This window comes from Cytobacillus sp. GQ23, from assembly GCF_059758675.1.
In genome coordinates, this window is record NZ_JCAXER010000031.1 from 1 (window position 1) to 20,754 (window position 20,754).

The 20,754-nt window shown below is 45.0% G+C and carries 19 protein-coding genes; all 19 read right to left on the reverse strand.

What is annotated here, in order from left to right; all coding sequences use genetic code 11:
* Positions 1–303: 303 nt before the first annotated feature.
* Complete coding sequence (gene lysS / locus AC6CHU_RS21480; protein ID WP_311315961.1) at positions 304–1,794, reverse strand: lysine--tRNA ligase; 1,491 nt, start codon at positions 1,792–1,794, stop codon at positions 304–306.
* A 210-nt stretch (positions 1,795–2,004) separates the two neighbouring features.
* Positions 2,005–3,006: a tRNA dihydrouridine synthase DusB gene (gene dusB, locus AC6CHU_RS21485; protein WP_159870053.1), complete on the reverse strand. Its 1,002-nt coding sequence runs from the start codon at positions 3,004–3,006 to the stop codon at positions 2,005–2,007.
* A gap of 37 nt (positions 3,007–3,043) precedes the next feature.
* Positions 3,044–3,259, reverse strand: a complete 216-nt coding sequence (locus AC6CHU_RS21490; protein WP_159870038.1) for a helix-turn-helix domain-containing protein — start codon at positions 3,257–3,259, stop codon at positions 3,044–3,046.
* Positions 3,211–3,738: a 2-amino-4-hydroxy-6-hydroxymethyldihydropteridine diphosphokinase gene (gene folK, locus AC6CHU_RS21495; protein ID WP_159870035.1), complete on the reverse strand. Its 528-nt coding sequence runs from the start codon at positions 3,736–3,738 to the stop codon at positions 3,211–3,213. Before folK ends, AC6CHU_RS21490 begins: the two co-directional genes overlap by 49 nt.
* Positions 3,735–4,097 carry a dihydroneopterin aldolase gene (folB, locus tag AC6CHU_RS21500; RefSeq protein WP_498122759.1) on the reverse strand — a complete coding sequence of 121 codons (363 nt, stop codon included), beginning with the start codon at positions 4,095–4,097 and terminating at the stop codon, positions 3,735–3,737. The genes folK and folB overlap by 4 nt, the downstream gene beginning before the upstream one ends.
* Positions 4,090–4,926: a dihydropteroate synthase gene (gene folP, locus AC6CHU_RS21505; RefSeq protein ID WP_159870029.1), complete on the reverse strand. Its 837-nt coding sequence runs from the start codon at positions 4,924–4,926 to the stop codon at positions 4,090–4,092. The genes folB and folP overlap by 8 nt, the downstream gene beginning before the upstream one ends.
* Positions 4,926–5,795: an aminodeoxychorismate lyase gene (gene pabC / locus AC6CHU_RS21510; RefSeq protein ID WP_498122760.1), complete on the reverse strand. Its 870-nt coding sequence runs from the start codon at positions 5,793–5,795 to the stop codon at positions 4,926–4,928. Before pabC ends, folP begins: the two co-directional genes overlap by 1 nt.
* Before the next feature lie 3 nt (positions 5,796–5,798).
* Positions 5,799–6,392 (reverse strand): aminodeoxychorismate/anthranilate synthase component II, encoded by a 594-nt coding sequence (pabA, locus tag AC6CHU_RS21515; RefSeq protein WP_159870023.1) that lies wholly within the window; start codon positions 6,390–6,392, stop codon positions 5,799–5,801.
* Positions 6,389–7,804 carry an aminodeoxychorismate synthase, component I gene (gene pabB, locus AC6CHU_RS21520; protein WP_159870020.1) on the reverse strand — a complete coding sequence of 472 codons (1,416 nt, stop codon included), beginning with the start codon at positions 7,802–7,804 and terminating at the stop codon, positions 6,389–6,391. Before pabB ends, pabA begins: the two co-directional genes overlap by 4 nt.
* Before the next feature lie 158 nt (positions 7,805–7,962).
* Entirely contained in the window at positions 7,963–8,892 is a 930-nt protein-coding gene (gene cysK / locus AC6CHU_RS21525; protein ID WP_159870017.1) for a cysteine synthase A, read from the reverse strand.
* A gap of 195 nt (positions 8,893–9,087) precedes the next feature.
* Positions 9,088–9,954: a peptidyl-prolyl cis-trans isomerase gene (locus tag AC6CHU_RS21530; RefSeq protein ID WP_251284661.1), complete on the reverse strand. Its 867-nt coding sequence runs from the start codon at positions 9,952–9,954 to the stop codon at positions 9,088–9,090.
* Positions 9,955–10,105: 151 nt separating this feature from the next.
* Entirely contained in the window at positions 10,106–10,984 is an 879-nt protein-coding gene (hslO, locus tag AC6CHU_RS21535) for an Hsp33 family molecular chaperone HslO (RefSeq protein ID WP_159870011.1), read from the reverse strand.
* A gap of 100 nt (positions 10,985–11,084) precedes the next feature.
* Positions 11,085–11,864, reverse strand: coding sequence for a type III pantothenate kinase (locus AC6CHU_RS21540; protein WP_201306604.1), 780 nt, complete (start codon positions 11,862–11,864; stop codon positions 11,085–11,087).
* A gap of 154 nt (positions 11,865–12,018) precedes the next feature.
* Positions 12,019–14,010: an ATP-dependent zinc metalloprotease FtsH gene (gene ftsH / locus AC6CHU_RS21545; RefSeq protein ID WP_159870008.1), complete on the reverse strand. Its 1,992-nt coding sequence runs from the start codon at positions 14,008–14,010 to the stop codon at positions 12,019–12,021.
* A gap of 142 nt (positions 14,011–14,152) precedes the next feature.
* A complete protein-coding gene (hpt, locus tag AC6CHU_RS21550) occupies positions 14,153–14,698 on the reverse strand; it encodes a hypoxanthine phosphoribosyltransferase (protein ID WP_251284678.1) in 546 nt (181 codons plus the stop codon).
* 23 nt (positions 14,699–14,721) lie between these two features.
* The gene (gene tilS / locus AC6CHU_RS21555) at positions 14,722–16,110 is read right to left on the reverse strand and encodes a tRNA lysidine(34) synthetase TilS (RefSeq protein WP_159870002.1); all 1,389 of its coding nucleotides are present in this window, start codon (positions 16,108–16,110) and stop codon (positions 14,722–14,724) included.
* Positions 16,111–16,271: 161 nt separating this feature from the next.
* A complete protein-coding gene (prkT, locus tag AC6CHU_RS21560) occupies positions 16,272–17,249 on the reverse strand; it encodes a serine/threonine protein kinase PrkT (RefSeq protein ID WP_159870047.1) in 978 nt (325 codons plus the stop codon).
* Positions 17,218–18,012 carry a VWA domain-containing protein gene (locus tag AC6CHU_RS21565; RefSeq protein WP_268891685.1) on the reverse strand — a complete coding sequence of 265 codons (795 nt, stop codon included), beginning with the start codon at positions 18,010–18,012 and terminating at the stop codon, positions 17,218–17,220. The genes prkT and AC6CHU_RS21565 overlap by 32 nt, the downstream gene beginning before the upstream one ends.
* A 34-nt stretch (positions 18,013–18,046) precedes the next feature.
* Complete coding sequence (spoIIE, locus tag AC6CHU_RS21570) at positions 18,047–20,527, reverse strand: stage II sporulation protein E (RefSeq protein ID WP_498122762.1); 2,481 nt, start codon at positions 20,525–20,527, stop codon at positions 18,047–18,049.
* Positions 20,528–20,754 lie beyond the last annotated feature (227 nt).

Sequence of the window (20,754 nt, forward strand, 5' to 3'; positions counted from 1 at the left end):
TATGTTCGTTCAGTTTTCAAAGACCAATCCGCCGCTCAAGAGCGACTTTATTATCTTATCAGATTCAATCATCTGAGTCAATAACTTTTTTTAAAATCTTTTTTCGTAAGTCGCTGTCTTGCAGCAACGAATATAAATATATCACCTCACAGGACAACATGCAACATGTTTTTATCTTTTTTATACGCAAAAATGAAAGAAAAAATATTCCCATTATTCTGCCCGGAAAAACGCATTATTTGTACTCCCCATATAACAGAAAAGACAGAGTACGCATTGTACTCTGCCTTTTTTTATTGAATTTTAACGATGGCGCATTAACGGGAATAACAGAACATCTCTAATAGAAGGTGAATTTGTCAGCAGCATGACAACACGATCGATGCCAATGCCCAGTCCGCCTGTTGGCGGCATGCCATATTCTAGAGCTTCAATGAAATCATCATCCATCATATGAGCTTCATCATTGCCCTCTTCACGTTCTTTCAGCTGTGCTTCAAAGCGCTCGCGCTGGTCAATCGGATCGTTCAGCTCAGTGAAGGCATTTGCATGCTCACGGGCTACAATAAATAATTCAAAACGATCGGTAAAGCGAGGGTCTTCCTCATTTTTCTTCGCAAGCGGCGAGATCTCAACAGGATGTCCATAGATGAATGTAGGCTGAATTAATTTCTCTTCAACCTTCTGCTCGAAGAATTCATTAACAATATGACCATATTCCATATTGTCTTTGATTTCAACGCCATGTTCTTTGGCAAGCTGCTGGGCTTCTTCCTTGCTTGTTTCTTTCCAGAAGTCTACCCCTGTGTATTCCTTAATGGCATCTACCATATGAAGCCTTTTCCATTCAGGCTTTAGATCCACTTCGTACTCGCCGTATTGCACAGTAGTTGTACCAAGCACTTCTTGGGCAATATGTGCAATAAGGTTTTCAGTAAGGCTCATGATATCTCTATAGTCAGCATACGCTTCGTATAATTCAATCATAGTGAATTCAGGGTTGTGACGTGTAGATACACCTTCATTACGGAATACCCGGCCAATTTCATAGACCTTTTCAAGGCCGCCCACAATCAGGCGCTTCAGATGAAGTTCAATCGCGATACGCATATAAAGCTCCATATCCAACGCATTATGGTGAGTAATAAACGGGCGGGCAGAAGCTCCTCCTGCAATGGAATGCATCATAGGAGTTTCAACTTCAAGATAGCCATGGCTGTCAAGGTAGCGGCGCATGGATTGGATAATGCGGCTTCTTGTAATGAAGGTCCGTTTGCTTTCCTCACTCATAATAAGATCCAGGTAACGCTGGCGGTAGCGCTGCTCAACGTCCTTTAATCCGTGGAACTTATCCGGAAGCGGACGCAGGGATTTTGTCAGAAGGACAAATTCCTCCGCTTTAACAGACAGTTCGCCTACCTTTGTTTTAAAGAGATTTCCGCTGATTCCAACGATATCTCCAAGGTCCGCAGTCTCAAAAACGGCGTAGCTTTCTTCTCCAACTGCGTCTTTGCGGACATAGATTTGAATTTGCCCTGATAAATCCTGTATATGAGCAAATCCGGCTTTTCCTTTTCCGCGCTTGGTCATGATGCGCCCTGCCAGTGTAACAGAAACGTTCTTTTCTTCAATTTCTTCCTTCTCAAGCTCACCATAATGCTCAATCAGTTCATTACTTTGGTGTGAACGGTCGAAACGTTTTCCGAAAGGATCCATTCCCTGTTCGCGCATGCTGTTCATTTTCTCGCGTCTTACTTTCAACTGGTCATTTAATTCTTCATGACTCTGGCTCACTGAAATCATCTCCATTTTGTAAATCTTTTTATGTACGCACAATTCTGCGATCCTTCAAAAATGTATATCTCTATTATTTTACACAAACATGGTAAATCAGACATCCTAAATAGTTAAATAGAATAAAAACTGCCAGTTCATGCACTGGCAGTTTCCATTTATCAAAAGTATTATAGGCAAAGAATGTCAGCCTGTCAAACTTTAAGCAGCTTAAACAGCCGGTATTTGGCTTCTTTCTTTTTCTTCTGCTTCAATGGCAAGAGCATTAAGAAGTGTCACCAATTCATCTCTTGTATTGCATTCATTGATTCCATTGCGGACCTTCGCATTCCCGCGGATTCCTTTCAGATACCACGCAGCATGCTTTCTCATTTCGCGGACTGCTATATGCTCGTTCTTCAATGCAATCAGGCGATCCAGATGAAGGATGCACACATCCATTTTCTCGCGTACAGAAGGCTCGCCCATTAATTCCCCGGTCTCCAGGTATTTAACAGTACGGTAAATCATCCAAGGGTTTCCCAGCGCAGCCCGGCCGATCATCACACCGTCACAGCCTGTTTCATCAAGCATGCGCTTGGCGTCCTGGGGTGTTTCCACATCACCGTTCCCAATCAGCGGAATGTTAATGCTCTGCTTTACTTCACGGATAATATCCCAGTTCGCTTGCCCTTCATACAGCTGGACGCGCGTACGGCCATGGAGGGCTACCGCTTTTCCCCCTGCGCGTTCAACTGCCTGCGCGTTTTTAACAGCGTAGATGTGATCTTCATCCCAGCCCATCCGCATTTTTACGGTAACCGGCTTTTCCACTGCAGCTGTTACAGCAGAAACCATTTCGTAGATTTTATCTGGGTCCAGAAGCCACTTGGCACCTGCATCACATTTGGTGATCTTAGGGACAGGGCAGCCCATGTTAATATCGATGATATCTGCATTCGTATTTTGATCTACAAATTTCGCCGCTTCTACAAGTGTTTCTTTTTTGCCTCCGAAAATCTGCAGGCTTAGCGGCTTTTCTCTTTCATCAATATAAAGCATGTTCATTGTCCTTTCATTCTGAAAGACAATGCCTTTGTCGCTGACCATCTCAGCACATACAAGCCCTGCTCCGAATTCTTTAACAGTCAGGCGGAAAGCAGAATTGCATACTCCGGCCATCGGAGCAAGTACCACACGGTTTTTCAGCTCGATATCACCTATTTTAAACATCATTGCACCTCCCTTTATACTTGATCAAACATATATATTAATCTTGCTCCGGTCTCGGAGCCAATTCTTCCTGTGTCACTTTTAGCGCCATGGCGATTTGCTCGATTAAAGCCGGTGCAGGCATGCGGTTTCCTCTTTCAATTTCCCCTAAAATCGAAACCGATACACCCAGCTCTTTTGCAAATCCCTCCTGCGTAAATCCTTTTAGCTTTCGAAAAGCGCGAATACGTCTTCCCCATTTTTCTGCTTCCATATCCGTACTCCCTCTCTGTCAGGTATGTCTTCCAGTATTGAAATTAAGGGCCGCTCCATCTTCGGAAGCCTGATGCTGGAATCAATCTCTAAAAGAGGAACAAGGACAAATGCTCTTTCATGCATCCGAGGATGAGGAACTATTAGCTTCTCTGTTTCAATATTTTCGTGACTATACAGTAAAATGTCAAGGTCTATTGTCCGTGGGCCCCAATGGATTTCCCTTTTTCTCCCAAGCTTCAATTCAATATCCAGGCATGCATCCAGCAATTTAAAGGGATTTAAGCCGGTAGAAATTTGGATTGCCATATTTAAAAATTGCTCCTGATCTTCATAACCGACCGGATCTGTTTCATAAACAGATGAAGTATTTACCACTTCAGTTTCCGGAAGCTGATCAACCATCTCAACTGCTTTCTTCAGGTGGTCAAAACGGCTGCCGATATTCGAGCCGAGCGCAATAAAAGCAGTGGTCCTCATGATCTGCCTCTTGTAATCTCAACAGCTACTGATTGATAGTGGCCGGGAATCGGCGGATCCGGCTTGATCACTTTGACCGTCAGCTGCAGTATGAGCGGGAAACGGGAAAGAAGTTCTGCTGCCAGCTTTTCTGCTACCGCTTCAACCAGCTTATATGGCTTTCCTTCCACAACCTCTTTACACACTGTATACAGCTCACCATAGTTAATGGAGTCATCTAGATTATCTGTTTCCCCCGCCTTTTTCAGGTCTACTTCCACAGTCAGGTCAACAGCAAAGCGCTGGCCAAGGCGTGTTTCTTCCGGAAAAACACCGTGGTATCCATAAAACTCCATTCTATTCACATATATTTTATCCATCGTATTCACCTTTTCCCATTAAAGCGTCCATCATTCTAGCCATTCGGCTCATTTCCTTTACATCATGGATACGGATCATCTGGCAGCCCTTTTGAATGCCATAGCAGACCGTTGCCCCCGTTCCTTCTGTCCGCTCCTCAACCGGAAGGTCCAGAATGGTTCCAATCATCCGCTTCTTCGATGTGCCAAGCAGCACAGGATACCCGACAGCCACCAGCTTGTCCAAATCCCTCATCATTTCCAGGTTATAGTTCAAGTCTTTGGCAAAGCCGATGCCCGGGTCAAGGATAATATTCTCGTCTGTTACACCTGCAGACTTTACAAGCGCAATGCTTTCGTATAAGTCATTCATAACATCACGGAAAAAGGATGTGTATTCCATGTTCTTGCGATTATGCATTAAGATGATCGGAACTCCTGTTTCTGCTGCTGTTGATGCCATTTCAGGATCCGCTTTAGCTCCCCACACATCATTGATAATATGGGCACCGGCTTCAACGGCCTGCCTGGCGACATCAGCTTTATAGGTATCAATCGAAATCGGAACATCCACTTCTTTGGAAATTGCCTCAATCACAGGAAGAACACGCTTCAGCTCTTCGTCTGCAGGAACCGGATCAAATCCCGGACGTGTTGACTCTCCTCCTACATCGATGATATCCGCTCCGTTCTCCACCATCTCGATAGCATGCTTGACTGCCAGATCCTGATGGCTGTATTTGCCTCCATCCGAAAAAGAGTCAGGCGTTGCATTTAAAATTCCCATTACAATGGTTTTCTTCTCGTAATCCAACGTATATGGCCCACACTGAATGGTTGTATTAGACATTATGAATCCTCCTGTAGTTCTTTCCTGCTCCATAAGTGTTCACAGTGCTTTTCATAGTGCATCTGGAGCTCCGATGTTTTCTTCCCGGATATCCCTGGCATTGAATGGCCGTCAAAAGATGAAATTGGCACAATTTCCTGGATGGAATTCGTGACAAAAACTTCATCCGCATTCCGTACAGCTTCCGGCCTGTACATGCCCTCCAGCACATTCATCCCCAGCTTCCCGGCAAGCCTGATCACAAATTTCCTAGTAATGCCGTTAAGTATGCCGGTATGAAGAGACGGGGTAAATAGATGGCCATCACAAATCCAGAATAAATTTGATGTGATTCCTTCTGCCAGATAGCCATCCCTGGTCAAAAAGATCCCTTCCGTGCCAGGATCGTCCCCCGCTTCTTTTTTTGCCAGAATATTATTTAAAAAATGGTGGGACTTCAGACGTTCTGCCCCTTCAGGAGTGTTGCGGGGAATCTCAAGCAGCACTGCCTGCTTTTCTGCGCTTCTGCTTCTTGACGGAAGCGGTTTGCAGAAAATAATCGTATTCGGATTTGTGTAAGGGGTTGTCTGCAGACCAACTTCTCCGTTTCCCGCTGACACATTCATTCGGATATAGGCATTATCGTATCCGTTTCTCTCAAGCAGCTTCTCCAGGGCAGCGAGCACTCGTTCCCGGGTGAAGCTGGCTTCGATGTTTATGGCTTCAAGGCTTCGATTCAGCCTCTCCAGATGGTCGTCCAATAAAAAGGGATGCCCATTGTAGACACGGAACGTCTCAAACAGCCCCATTCCATATAAAAAGCCATGATCGAAAGGAGAGATCATGGCCTCCTCTTTCCTGACAACTTCCCCATTCATATAAATATACAAAGTTTACAGCCCCTCTGCCTGCAGTAAGGCTTTGTAATGCTGAATAAAATTCTGGAGGAGTTCCTTTCCGGCTGTGGTCATAATAGATTCCGGATGGAATTGGACACCCTCTACAGGCAGGTCTTTATGGCGAATGGCCATAATCTCTCCCTCGGCTGTCCATGCCGAAACCTCAAGACAATCCGGCAGTGACTCCTTTTTAACAATCAGCGAATGGTAGCGGGTAGCTGGAAAAGGATTGGGCAGGTCTTTAAATATGGTCTTCCCATCATGAAAAATGTCAGAGGTTTTTCCATGCATCAGGCGCTCTGCCTGCACCACATCGCCTCCGAATACTTGAGCAATCGACTGATGTCCCAGACAAACGCCAAAGACCGGGATTTTGCCTGCAAAAGCTTCAATGGCTTTCAGGCTGATGCCTGCTTCATTCGGACTGCACGGCCCCGGCGAGATCATCAGGAACTTCGGCTGCCTACTGCCTATTTCATGAATCGATGTTTCATCGTTTCTTTTGACAACCAGCTCTTCTCCTAATTCACCGAGATACTGCACGAGATTATACGTAAAAGAATCGTAATTATCGATCATATAAATCATAGCTGATCCCCTTTTGCCTGTTCTGCGAGTTCTTTTGCTTTCCATAGAGCAATCGCCTTCTTCAGCGACTCTTTGTATTCATTTTTCGGATTGGAGTCTATGACAATGCCTGCCCCTGCCTGCACATGAGCCTGTCCATCTTTAACAAGCATGGTGCGGATAATTATATTCAGTTCCAGGTCGCCGCTGAAATTGATCCAGCCAAGAGAGCCGGTGTATGGTCCCCTTGTGACCGGTTCAAGCTCTTCAATGATCTCCATGGTCCTCACCTTAGGAGCACCTGTGATCGTTCCCCCGGGAAATACAGCATCAATAATATCAACTGCATTCTTGCCGTCAGCAAGCTCTCCCTTTACATTGGAAACGATATGCATCACATGAGAGTATTTTTCAATGACCATGAACTCATCCACTTCAACAGTCCCATATTTGGAGACTCTTCCCAAATCATTTCTCTCCAGGTCCACCAGCATTACATGCTCTGCACGCTCCTTCTCATTTTCAATCAGTTCATTGGCGAGCTTGAGGTCCTCCTCATGATCCTTCCCACGGGATCTTGTCCCGGCAATTGGCCTCGTGCTGACGGTGTTTCCTTTTTTCTTAATCAGCAATTCCGGCGATGCGCTCACAAGCTGGTAGGCTGGCGTGTGGAAATACCCCATGTACGGAGAAGGGTTCAACACTCTCAGCTGCTCGTATACATCCATAGCCTGGATATGAATCGGGCGGCTTTGGCGTACCGAGAGATTCACCTGAAAGACATCTCCCTGTGAAATATAGTCCTGTACACTCCGGACAGCAGACTGGAATTCTTCTTCATTCATGGATACACCAAGTGCATGTTCTGGCTCATTGCATCCCGCTGCCTCAGAAGGCTCTCCGCTATCCTTCTTCCATCTCTGCTCCCAATTCTCTGCCCGTTCCTCAATGGAATGCTCCTCCCCTTTTTCATATAAGAGAATAAGCCATAGCATTTCAGTTTCATGATCAAAGACAAAGCATTCTTTATAAATGTAAAAGTGGATATCAGGTATTTGCAGATCATCCCGTGCTTCATTTGGAAGCTTTTCGATATAGCGTGCATAATCATAGCTGATGAACCCAATTGCACCTCCCTGAAAGTCAGGAAGTTCTTCAAGCTTATCTGCTTTATATTGGTTCAGCCATTCCTGCATCAGGTGAAGGGGGTTGCCTTCAAGCACCTGTTTTTCGCCGTCTGCAGCAATTTCAAGTTTTGAATTTTTGCCTGTTAAAATGGCATCCGGCTCAAGAGCTGCAATACTGTATCTGCCGCCCCGTCCGCTTTCCAGCAAAACATGATGCGGCAATCCCTCGGACAGCGAGCGGTATGTACGGAAAAAATGGTTATATGTATATGGTATTTTCTTTGCGTGGATCTGTAGATGCTTCATTGAAAGTCACCCCTATATAGTTCTCATTTTTCATCATACATGATACAGGGCACGCTTTCATAATTTTTATTAACAAAAGCTGAAGCGTATACTCACCAATTTTTGCCGTTCCCGATACAACAAAAAACAGCGGCCATCGAAGACCGCTGTTCTATCAATTATTCAGCATCAAATTGGTATAAAGGAGTACTTAAATAACGTTCGCCGTTACTTGGGAGAATGGCCAGAACCTTCTTGCCCTTGCCAAGCTCTTTTGCCACCTTCAGAGCCGCACTGATCGCCGCACCGGAGGAAATCCCGCCAAGAATTCCTTCTTCCTTGGCCGCGCGGCGGGCATATTCAAATGCCTCATCGTTCGAAATCTGGATCACTTCATCATAAATCTTCGTATCAAGTGTATCCGGCACAAATCCCGCTCCAATTCCCTGGATTTTATGCGGGCCAGGCTTTCCGCCTGATAAGACAGGTGAATCAGTTGGCTCTACTGCGTAAATTTTGATGTCTTTATATTTTTCTTTAAGTACCTGGCCGGCTCCTGAAATCGTTCCGCCTGTTCCAATTCCAGAAATAAAAGCATCCAGCTGGTCGCCCATTTGCTCTGTGATTTCAGGTCCTGTTGTTAAACGGTGAATTTCAGGGTTCGCAGGGTTTTCAAACTGCTGAGGCACGAAATAGCCATTCTCCTTTGCAAGCTCCTGCGCTTTGCGGATTGCACCGCCCATTCCTTCCGGTCCAGGTGTGAGGACAAGGTCAGCACCGTATGCACGAAGCAGGTTGCGGCGCTCCATACTCATTGTCTCCGGCATTACAAGAACGGCTTTATAGCCTTTTGCTGCGGCAATCATGGCTAATCCGATTCCTGTATTTCCGCTTGTCGGTTCAATGATGGTATCACCTGGCTTAAGACTGCCATCATTCTCTGCTGCGGTGATCATTGCCAAGGCAATACGGTCTTTAACGCTGCTCCCCGGATTCATGTATTCCAATTTCAGATAAACATCTGCGCTATTATCATCAACTAAACGGTTTAGTTTCACAATTGGTGTATGCCCAACAAGATCTGCAATTGAATTTGCTACACGTACCATTTTCCCCACTCCTTATTTCCGACTATTTTTATTGGTTTAATATAAATTTACCAACTTCCAATGGGAATGTCAACGAAATTGCTCCGTATTTAAAAGAAAATTCATACTTTTGTCATTATAGACAATTACCCATCTCTATTCATGATACTCATTTTATGCAGAAAAAAACACGGAATTCACTCCGCGTTTTTTTATTTATTGCTCACCATAGTACCATTCCACATCGGTCTCTTTCCAGAATGGTTTGGCAGAGACAGGAACATCCATCTGCTCAAGAGCAATCTGGCGGCGAATCATGTTCTTTACCTCTTTAAAGGAATACTTTTCTCCCTTTAAATGCTCGTGAAGCATGACAATCGCATAGCCATCTTCTGTTTTAATCGGCTTGGTCCATTTGCCGGGCTTAAGTTTTTTGACCTGTTTAAAGACTTCAGCCGGTATATGTTCATCATCTTCACTGACATACCCTGCATTCCCCCCCTGGTTAGCAGTGAATTCATCAATCGATCGTTCCATCGCCAGCACAGAGAAGCTGGAGCCTTCTTTCAGCTCCTTCAATGTCTGTTCTGCTTCTTCTTTTGTTTTCACAATGATTTGAGAGATGTGATAGGTATCAGGTACATGAAATTGGCTGCTGTTCTCATTATAGTAGCTCTTCATTTCCTCTTCTGAGACAGAGACATCTGCCGTCAGCAGCTCTTCAAGAATAAGATTGTTCTTTATTTGCCTGCGCCATTTGTCTTCACTCATCTCATCAGTGAAATTGCCGCCGTACATCGTCTTGACCATTTTCAGCTCAAGCTCTACTGCCTTATCAGAGATCTTGACCCCGTATTTTTTCCCGGCTTCTTCAATGACCTTTTGATCAATTAGTTCGCTTAAGGTGCTTTTTCCGTACTTTGTTTCCATCTCACTCAGCCATTCCTGGCGGGTGATCTTTTCTCCGCCGATTTTTGCGACTGCTTCCCCGCTGCCATCGCCTTTAAAAAGCAAAAAGGCCAATGTGATAAGATTCAGCAGTACTAAACCGGCAATGATTATTAAAAGCAGTCTCTTTTCCAAGTACTCCTCCCCCTAAGAAAAGCGCAAGCACCTTACCCTCCCAATGCCTCGAAGGGCAGGCACTGAAGCTGGACATTTCTCCAAGTTCAAAAAACAAAAGCGCATGCCCCGGCCTCAGGCGAACCTAGGAGACCGGCAAACGCTTATCTTTTCAATTTACTTCGGTCTTTAATTCTTCCAGTTCTTCTTTTGTATAATGATATTTCTCGTTGCAGAAGTGGCAGGCAGCTTCAGCCTGGCCATCTTCATCGATCATCTGCTGGATTTCTTCTTCTCCGAGACTGATGATCGCATTCGCAAAACGCTCTTTTGAACATGTGCAGGTAAAGGACACAGGAAGCTTTTCAAGAAACTTTACATTGTCCTTGCCAAGAATTGTTTCCAATAGCTCTTCAGGCGTTAAGCCCTGCTGGATCAATTTCGATACAGGCGGAATTTCTTTCAGTCTGTTCTCAATTAAAGTAATCGTCTCTTCACCTGTTCCCGGCATGAGCTGCAGAATGAATCCCCCTGCAGCAAGAATGGAGTTGTCAGGGTTAACGAGAACACCCACCCCAACTGAAGAAGGCACCTGTTCAGAAGTAACAAAGTAATAAGTGAAGTCTTCCCCAAGTTCTCCGGAAATCAGCGGGACCTGTCCTGTGAAGTGTTCCCTCATTCCGATGTCCTTCACGACAGTCAGGGTCCCTTCAGTGCCGACCGCACGGCGCACGTCAAGCTTGCCCTGCTCATTCAGATCGAAGTGCGTCTGCGGATTTGTTACATATCCGCGCACCTCTCCATTTGCATTGCTGTCTACCAGAATGGCGCCAATCGGACCGCCGCCTTCAATTTTTATGGTCAGCTTGTTATCGCCTTTCAGCATGGCACCCATCATCACGCCTGCCGTCATGGCTCTTCCCAAAGCAGCTGATGCGGTTGGCCATGTATAATGTCTGCGCTGGCCCTCTCCAACTGTTTCGGTGGTACGGGATGCATAGGCACGGACTTGTCCATCATATGCAAGTGCTTTAATTAAATAATCGCTCATTTTTTGCTCCTTTCCACGAAAAGCGCAAGCGCCTTGCCCACCCCCGATACCTCGAGGGGGTAGACGCTTGCGCAAGACAATTTTCGAATTTCAAAAAGTACTATTTTTTTATGTTTTCCATATTTCGTTTATAAATAATCTGCAGACCCTTTAAAGTTAAAAAAGGATCCACAACATCGATAATATCCGACTCCTGTGCGATGAGCCCTGCAAGGCCGCCTGTAGCAATGACAGTCGGTTGTTCGTCAGCCTGATCTTTCATTCTTTTGACAATTCCTTCAACCTGGCCGACGTAACCATATAGAATTCCAGCCTGCATGGCAGATACGGTATTTTTTCCGACAATATGGTCAGGACGGGCAATTTCTATTCTTGGAAGCTTCGCTGCACGGGAATAAAGAGCCTCTGTCGAAATCCCGATTCCCGGGGCAATGGCTCCGCCCATATACTGCTTATTTTCATTGATATAGCAATAGGTAGTGGCTGTTCCAAAATCGACAATAACTAACGGGCTTCCATATTCATGAATGGCCGCTATAGCATTGACAATGCGGTCTGCCCCTACTTCTCTGGGGTTCTCATACTTGATGTTTAAGCCTGTTTTGATTCCAGGCCCCACCACAAGGGGCTTTACACGGAAGTATTTCTGGCACATTCTTTCAAGCGAAAACATGATTGGCGGCACTACAGAGGAAATGATAATGCCATCTATATCTGAAAAGGAAAGATTTACATTCTCAAACAGAGACTTCACAATCATCCCGTATTCATCTTCTGTTTTATTCCGGTTGGTTTCAATTCGCCAATGATGCTTTAATTCATCTTGGTCATAGACACCCAGAACGATATTCGTATTCCCTACGTCGAAAACAAAGATCACCATTCTCACCACTTTATGATTATTTAAAACGCTTTTTTTCACTGAAAACATCATATCACAACTGCTGTTGATTCGTGTAATCGAAAATTCCGGGCAGCCTGGGAATTGATATTTTGCGGCAAAAAAAAGCGCCCCTGGAGGCGCTTTTCGATGATTATCTGTCTTTGCGTTCTTCGTCGATGGCAGGTGGCACATCCGCTTCAGCTGGACTTGAGCCTTCCCTTGTTTCAGTGATTTCGCCTGTTTCAGCAGGATCGTCTTTCTTGATGCTAATGTTTACTTTCACATCTTCATCTGTTGAAATGGAAGTCGCTGAACGGTCAGGCAGTCTGCCATGGTCTGATAAGTGCTTGATTTGTTCTGCATCAAGCGTTTCAACTTCAAGCAAGGTATTTGCAATCAGATTCAGCTTATCACGGTTTTCTGTTAAGAGCTTTCTTGCTCTTTCATAAGATTCCTTGATTATGCGCTGGATCTCAAGATCGATTTCATATGCGATTGCATCTGAATAGTTCTGCTCATTATGGAAGTCACGTCCAAGGAATACCTGGCCGCCCTGAGACTGACCGAACTGTAATGGTCCTAGCTTGTCGCTCATTCCAAATTCGGTTACCATGCGGCGGGCAATGCCTGTCGCACGCTGGAAGTCATTATGGGCACCTGTGCTTACTTCACCGAAGACGATTTCTTCAGCCACACGTCCGCCAAGCAATCCGACAATTTTGTCGAGAAGCTCAGGCTTCGTCTGGAAGTAGCGGTCTTCTTTTGGAAGCATAACCGCATATCCGCCGGCCTGGCCGCGAGGCACGATTGTAACCTTATGAACCATCTCTGCTTCATCAAGCACCAAACCGATGACTGTATGACCTGCTTCATGGAAGGCAACAATGTTTCTTTCCTTTTGGGAAATAACACGGCTCTTCTTGGCTGGTCCAGCAATAACGCGGTCTGTTGCTTCATCGATATCTTCCATATCGACTTTTTTCTTATTGCGGCGGGCAGCCACAAGCGCTGCTTCATTCAATAGATTTTCAAGGTCTGCACCTGAAAATCCAGGAGTGCGCATTGCAATGCTCTTTAAGTTAACCGACTCATCTAAAGGCTTGTTGCGGGCATGTACTTTAAGCACTGCTTCACGGCCTTTGACATCCGGGCGGTCAACTGTAATCTGTCTGTCAAAACGTCCCGGACGCAATAATGCCGGGTCAAGAATATCAGGTCGGTTTGTGGCAGCAATGATGATAATTCCTTCATTTGCTCCAAATCCATCCATTTCAACAAGAAGCTGATTTAGGGTCTGCTCGCGTTCATCATGTCCGCCGCCAAGGCCGGCACCACGCTGACGCCCTACAGCATCAATTTCATCGATGAAAATAATACATGGCGCATTCTTTTTCGCATTTTCGAATAAGTCGCGGACACGGGAAGCACCCACACCAACGAACATTTCAACGAAATCAGAACCGCTTATAGAGAAGAACGGAACGCCCGCTTCACCGGCAGCTGCCCGTGCAAGCAAGGTTTTACCTGTTCCCGGAGGTCCTACAAGAAGAACCCCTTTAGGAATTCTCGCTCCTAATTCAGCAAACTTGCGCGGGTCTTTAAGGAATTCAACGACCTCAACAAGCTCCTGCTTTTCTTCATCGGCGCCTGCAACATCTTTAAAGCGCACTTTCTTTTTGCTTTCATCATACAGCTTGGCTTTGCTTTTGCCAAAGTTCATCACTCGGCTGCCTCCGCCCTGCGCCTGATTCAGCAGGAAGAAGAATAGAATGAAGATGATGATGAAAGGAATGATTGACGTAAAGAATGTAACCCAGCCGCTTGTTTCCTTAGCCGGCATAACATCAACATCTGATGTCTGGGCTAATTGGTCCACACGGTCAAGGATATTATCATTGTTCATGATATAAGTCAGGAAGAATTTGCCTTCCTCATATCCCTTAAGCTTACCCCGTACTTCAAAAACACCTCTCTCAGGCTGAAGGGAAATGGACGTAACATCGCCGCTTTCCAAATGATCAACAAATTTATTATAAGAGATGTGCTCCGTTGGTTCATTGTTGCCATTAAAGAAGCTGACAACTCCAATAATGACTAAAAATATTAATAAATAAAAGATGGTATTCCGGAAGATCCGATTCATCCCTTACCTCCTCCCACGGTAAACAAACTATAGTGTATAGTATCATAGAAAATCATGCCAATACAAGGAATTAGACTTCTTAAAACCGGGTGATTCTTGTTTCAGTAAAGGGCTTTAATCCAAGATCATGCTTAGGATTTCCTTAATCGTTATTGCTGTATACTTCCGGCTTCAGCACTCCAATATAAGGAAGATTGCGGTACTTCTCCGCATAGTCCAGGCCATATCCGACTACGAACGCATCAGGAACAATAAACCCTACATAATCCGCTTTGATATCAGCCTTTCTTCCTGTTGGCTTGTCAAGCAGTGTTACAATCTTAATGCTTTTCGCTTTTCTGTAGCGGAACAGCTCAACCAGGTAGCTGAGTGTCAAGCCGCTGTCGATGATATCTTCAATGATCAGAATATCTCTGCCTTCCACAGAAGTATCAAGGTCTTTCAGAATTTTGACTTCTCCTGAAGATACCATTGAATTCCCATAGCTTGATACATCCATGAAGTCCATCTCAAGATATGTATCCACACGCTTTAAAAGGTCGCTCATGAAAGGCATTGCCCCTTTTAAAACCCCAATGGCAAGCGGAAATCGATCCTGGTATTCTTCCGTAAGTTCAGCAGCAAGGGATTTAATCTTATCCTGCAGCTCCTCTTCCGAAATCAGTACTTTTTCAATATCATTCTTCATCATTTTTTGTGCCCCCTAGAAGATCATTGCTTTATGTATTGTAAAATAATATAACTTGAGCAGGATTGCTGCTGCCTATCATCATGCGACTTCTTCAAACCTGGCACCCATAGGATCCTGCCCTGTGCATCTGTCACGATTGGCCAGGTTTTCCGATCATGCAGCGGTATTTTATGATCGATGAAAATATCCTTAATCTTTCGGGACCCCTGCATCCCTTTAAGCGTCATACGGTCTCCCTTTTCTCTTGTCCTGATAATGATTGGAAAAGAAACACCGTCCCTGTCTAATACAAGGGTTTCATTGTTTAGATTTCCATCAGGACAGTCAGCATATTCAAGAATAATCGATCCGCCGTTTGGGAGTTTTATGCTTGCAGGTTTGAAGATTTCATATCGATAGGATTGTACAGGTTCCTTCGGGAATAAAAAGTGGCATTGCCGGTAGGAGCGTACAATATGTAAACCGCCTGGAAAATCTAAATTTCCCGATGGATGAGGACTTTTCATTAAGGAAAAAACACTCTCTATATGAGAAGCCGATAACGATGCCGGCCTTTCCTTATAAAGATAGTTTAATATTAGTTGAATCCCTCTCCTTTGTAAAGGCATTGGCATTGCCTCAAAAGCATCAATATCCACACTAATTTCCCCATTGGCATTCTTTTTCATTACTGTATTCATTTTATGGACGGTTAATTCCTGCAGATATGCTTCATCACTTTGCAAATCTTCACTGAATTTTTGAAAATGCTCATGCACCTGAGGATTTTCTTTTCTCAGGAATGGGAGCACTTCTGCCCTGAAGCGGTTGCGGCTGTATATGCCTTTTTCATTGCTTGGATCCCGCCTTGGGTTAAGAGACCCCTTCAGACAATAGTGTTCGATTTCAGCTCTGTTCAAGCACAGGAACGGACGGATAATCGTATAATCGCCGAACGGACGCGTAAAGGGAATTCCGGCTCTGGCGCTGCCTGTGCTTCCTCTTGTAAGGCGCATTAAGATGGTTTCAACCTGATCATCTCCATGATGCCCAAGCGCAATATAATCTGCCCCATATTTATCGGCTGTTCTTTGGTAAAAGCTGTAGCGGCAATCCCTGGCAGCTGTCTGTGAACTCTTCCCGGACTTCTCCATATACTCAGGCACATTCACTCTTTCCATTTCAAATGGAATGGCTTTGTCTCTGCAGTAATCTTTCACAAACATGGCGTCCTGAAGGGATTCTTCACCTCTGAACATATGATCGACATGTGCGGCAATCAGTTCTGTCTGCTGATGCTGCTGCCGGCTCCAAAAATAATGGAGCAGGGCGATGGAATCCGGCCCGCCTGATACACCAATTACTATTTTCTTACCTTTTAAATTCAATCCCTTTTTCTTAAGGAAAGCACTCACTTTCTCTTCGAGCATAGGCTTCTTCCTTATCCTATTTAGATATATTTACTATTACCCCTGCAAAGGGCAGCATAATCCTTCCTATAGAAAAGCATATCACTTTTTAAGGAAAAATATCAAAAGGGATTAAGATTATAATACGGGTCACAGGAAGGAAAGTTTCATTTCTTTGAAATTCACATCAGCTGCCCATAAATATATATGAAATATAGCAGGGTGACAATAAGAGTAATAAGCAGAGTTTCAAAGAAGCTCCCTTTTTTACTTTTCTGCCTGCGCATTTGCCTGCTGGCTGGCTGCTGGCTGGCTGTTTTTCCAGGATTCCTGCTTACCATACTTCTTTGCACCGGATTTGCACGAGTGAGCTGGAGCATATCATTTCTCATTTCACCTGCTGAGCTATACCCGCCCTGCAGTGCATTCAGAATAACATCTTCGTATTTCAGCAGTTCTTTCTTTTGGCGGACCATCATTTTGAGCTGTTTAAGGTCACCCGTTGTCTTGGCAAACCTTTTTGGGTATGCCGTATTGATTAAAATCATGGCTGCAGCAAAGAGATCATAAGCAGGGTCAGCCTTTCTGGTCCCCAAACCCCAATAACCGCGATCATAGAACTCGGTAAATTCTTTTATTGCCCTGCCCTGAATGGTAGTGCCGCCCACATCAATGGTGCGTATTCTCGAGGGAGGACCTGTTACGATTAGATTATCCGGCTTTAAATCACCAAACACCCATCCTGCTTTATGCAGCGCATCCAGATCGTTCAGAAGCTGTACCAATAAAACACCGGTCCAGGATGGCCCCTTCTGCTGAATGAATGTCAGCAGATCAGGCCCCTGAATATATTCCATTACATAGAATGAAACCTTGCCGCTCCTTCGTTCCCAATCATCGACATCAAGCAAAGAAGGCCCGAGGGCAGAGCCTTGGACCTTTGCAAAGGATTTAAGGACGTTCACTTCGGACGTGATGGACATCCCGTTATCACTCATTTTCAAAGCAACCTGCTGATTTTGGTTTTTGGCGAGATAAACAATCCCATTAGCACCATAGCCCAATTCCTTTACAATGGTATATCGGCTGCGGTGCCATTTTCCTTCAATCACAGTACCAGGGTTTACTTTACACTGACTCTTCAAAGAATGATTCATCATCACGGGAAAGCAGACTCCTTAATGAACGTTTTTTCTTGAAATGATTTAATGCCTCTTGAATGGCCGGGCCTGTTGGTGTAATCCCGCCTGTTGTCAATTTCGAGAATATGCTGGTCAGCGATTCAAGATTCGGTGTCCAATCAAGCAGTTTTTCGACATCTTTCTTTTTCCCGGGAAATACAAATACGGAAAAACGGTTATCACCAGAGCGGGCATTGAGGCTTAAGGACAGGTCCAGCAAGGCTTCCTTAACAGTCGGAAGCTTATGCTTCATGCTTGCACTGGTATCAACGAGGACCAGCACTTCAAGCTCGACGGTCTCACCCAATTCATCCACGACCTCCATCACTTCGCCGCGCTGATCCGGCGGGAGATCATCCATTGTTTTGGGGCCGCCGAGGATCTGCTGGAGCTCTTTGTTCACCACTCCCTGCAGAGTCTGTGTCATAGCTTTTCTTGTCACCATCTGTACAGTCTGTGATAGCTGCTGAGAGTAGACTACCTGACTGACTCCTCCTCCTGACATTGCAATACCTTCTATTTCATTCATTCCCTGTTCATCAATGACATCCTGCTCCATAACTCCGATTACATTCACCGTTATTCCCTGCTCCTTGGCTAAAGCCGCCATAGCAATGGGATCTTCACCCTGATTTGAACAGCCATCCGTTATCAATAAAATCTGCTTCAGTGTTCCTGTTTTCATTTTGAAACTCCCCTCCACAATTGAGTTGTTAGCATTTTCGACTGATTGGAGGGGAATTATACATATAAATACTACTCGATGAGCAAATTAATCAGTTGGCCTTTTGGCGGATGGCGTATACAGGGATGCTTGTCCATTTCGGTGTATTATGCTTCACCTTTGAGACCACCACAGTCATATCATCCTCAATATTTCCGGACCTTGACCTGATGACCTCTTCCATAATCAGATCGGCAACTTCCTGCGGATCGTCCGTCCTCAACTCGGATATTTTGCGCTTCATCCACAAATCAAAGTTTTCGACATGCTTTGGACCCTCAAATACTCCATCACTCATCATGATCAATAAGTCACCGGCTTTAAGCTGCTCACTGACCACATCAACATCAAATTCCTGAATGATGCCCATCGGAAGGTTGCTGGCCTGAATCTTCATTACTTTAGGGCCTCTTTTTACGAAACTTGGAGTTGATCCAATTTTCAAAAATTTTGCGTCAGCATTCTGCAGATCGATCATGGCCAAATCCAAGGTCGAGAAAATTTCGTCTGTAGTTCTCAAAGAAAGGACGGAGTTGACGGATTTAATGGCAACCTGCTCTTCTATTCCTGATTGAAGAATTTTCTGCAGAAGCTGAAGTGTTTCCTGACTTTCCGCATGTGCCCTTTCCCCATTGCCCATTCCATCACTGATGGCAATCGCATACTTGCCGCAGCCCAGCTCGATGGTGGAATAGCTGTCACCGGACACTAAGCCCCCGTCCTTGGCCGCATGGGCAACGCCTGTTTCAACCACGAAAGCCTTGGCTGACCGGAATGTGACATGGCAGTATCCATTCGGAAAGGCGGCACATTCCTCTGAATTTACTAATATCGTTTCGCCTAATATATCAGATAGCATCGGTGCAATGAGCTTCTCACATTCCCCATGGCCCTGGCAATATGGGATGGTCATATCAATGTCGACATTTCCCTGCTCCAGACTGTATATTTCCACCTGTTCAATATGGATGCCAAACTCCTGAAGTGCTTCGAGGATTTGTTCTTCCTGTTTATGATGATTTTCCCGCTCTCTCTGTATTTCTTTGGCGAAGTCACCCATTACCTCCGAAACACCCCGCAGCTGGTCAGCTACCAGCCTTCTGCTTTCCTGAACCTGCTTCTTCAGCTTTTGGTTCGCTTTATAATAAGTCAGCTCCTGCTGGACGGCTTCTGTCACTTTTTTCGATCTTGTGCAGTACTTTTCCCACTCTCTTGCCAGTTTAGGAGAAAGGGCACCTTCGTTATTGTCCACATCATGCATAATATCCATCATATAGTCATAGGTTGTATTAAAGTTCTTTGACCAGCAGTGATCCTTCTTAAAGCAGGTCTGACAGGTTTTTTCCGTTACATTGCTTAAGAAATAATCCACTTCCCTGTCACTGTCCTCTTCCCATTGAGACGGCTCATCATGAGAGGAAAAGCTTTTGGAAAGGGCCTGAAAGACACTTGAAAACTGGGCAACGCGCTGTGCTGTCACATCACGCATTTTTCTCATATATTGCTGCTGCTCTGCCGCATATTCAGGCGTTCCCGGGATGTGTTTGGCCAATTTCATCGTTAACACCTGCGGGGTTAATAAAAATAAGAAGATGGCTGCACCTGTTTCTGACAAAGTTTTCATAAGGTTTCCGCTGCCCTCTCCATACATGCCCATAAGCAGTGTCGCAATCAGCAGGCCGAACGCCACTCCCAACTTCCTGCCTTCTTTTAAAAGGCCGCCTAAAAGGCCCGCAAAAGCAAGCAGACTCATATGATAAAAGCTTGATATATTCGCAAGAGAGAAAATCAGGCCGGTTACCACCCCTACTGTGGAACCGACTGTCGCTCCTGCTACAAATGCGAAGAGCAGGACAAGATAGCGTGACATAATATGCTCCACGGAAAGATCATAGACTGTCCAGCCGATGGTTCCCGTCATGACTGAAGCCAGCATAATGATCAGACAGACAATTTCTTCGGTTTTCAGTGATTGTCTGCGCTTATTTATTGATAGCAGGGGCAGTCCCTGCAGAAAAATAAGTGTCAGGATGAAGCCCAGGCTCGACTCAACCCCGGCCATCATGCCATCGTATAAAGTCAGCTTGCCCTTCATAATGAAAGCCTCCAGGAGCTTGCCTGTTAAAAGAGTGAAAAATACATAAAAAGGCAGTGCCCGGATTTCATTAGTCAGCCATTTCTTTGAGACCCGGAAGGCAAATAAAAAGATGAAGGTGATGCCAAAAGCGGATACAGCATCGGATATGGATAATGTGGCAGCTCCTGCGATCAGTCCCACTAATGCAAGCGGCGCCTTATCCCTTCGTATGAAATAAACCGCTGCAAAAAACGGAAGGCTGAATGGGGTAAGCTTCGCCAATATCAAGGCTCTTCCAAGCAAAAAGCCAATGATCAGCAGAACATAGCCTTTTTTCAGAAAGAAATTCTCCAGCCCTGATTGGAGTTTTTTTAAGCCTTTGGCAATATCCAGTTTCGGTTTGTTGAAGGGAACTTCCCCGATCGGCTCCATTACATTCCTTTCTACCTTTTCCATTAAACTACACTCCCCATTTTTTTATCGTTGCTGACAATTATAAATTCATCTGTTCCAAAAGTTTGTCAAAATAGCGGACAAGCCCCGGCTTTTCGTTCGACGGTTTTCCACTATATATGGGGATAGATAACATGATTTAAGATTGAAACTTCCGGAGTCCATTTATAATCTGACAAAAAAAGTAAACAAACCGCTGGAATGACAGCTTTCTGCCGAAAGCGAAGCAT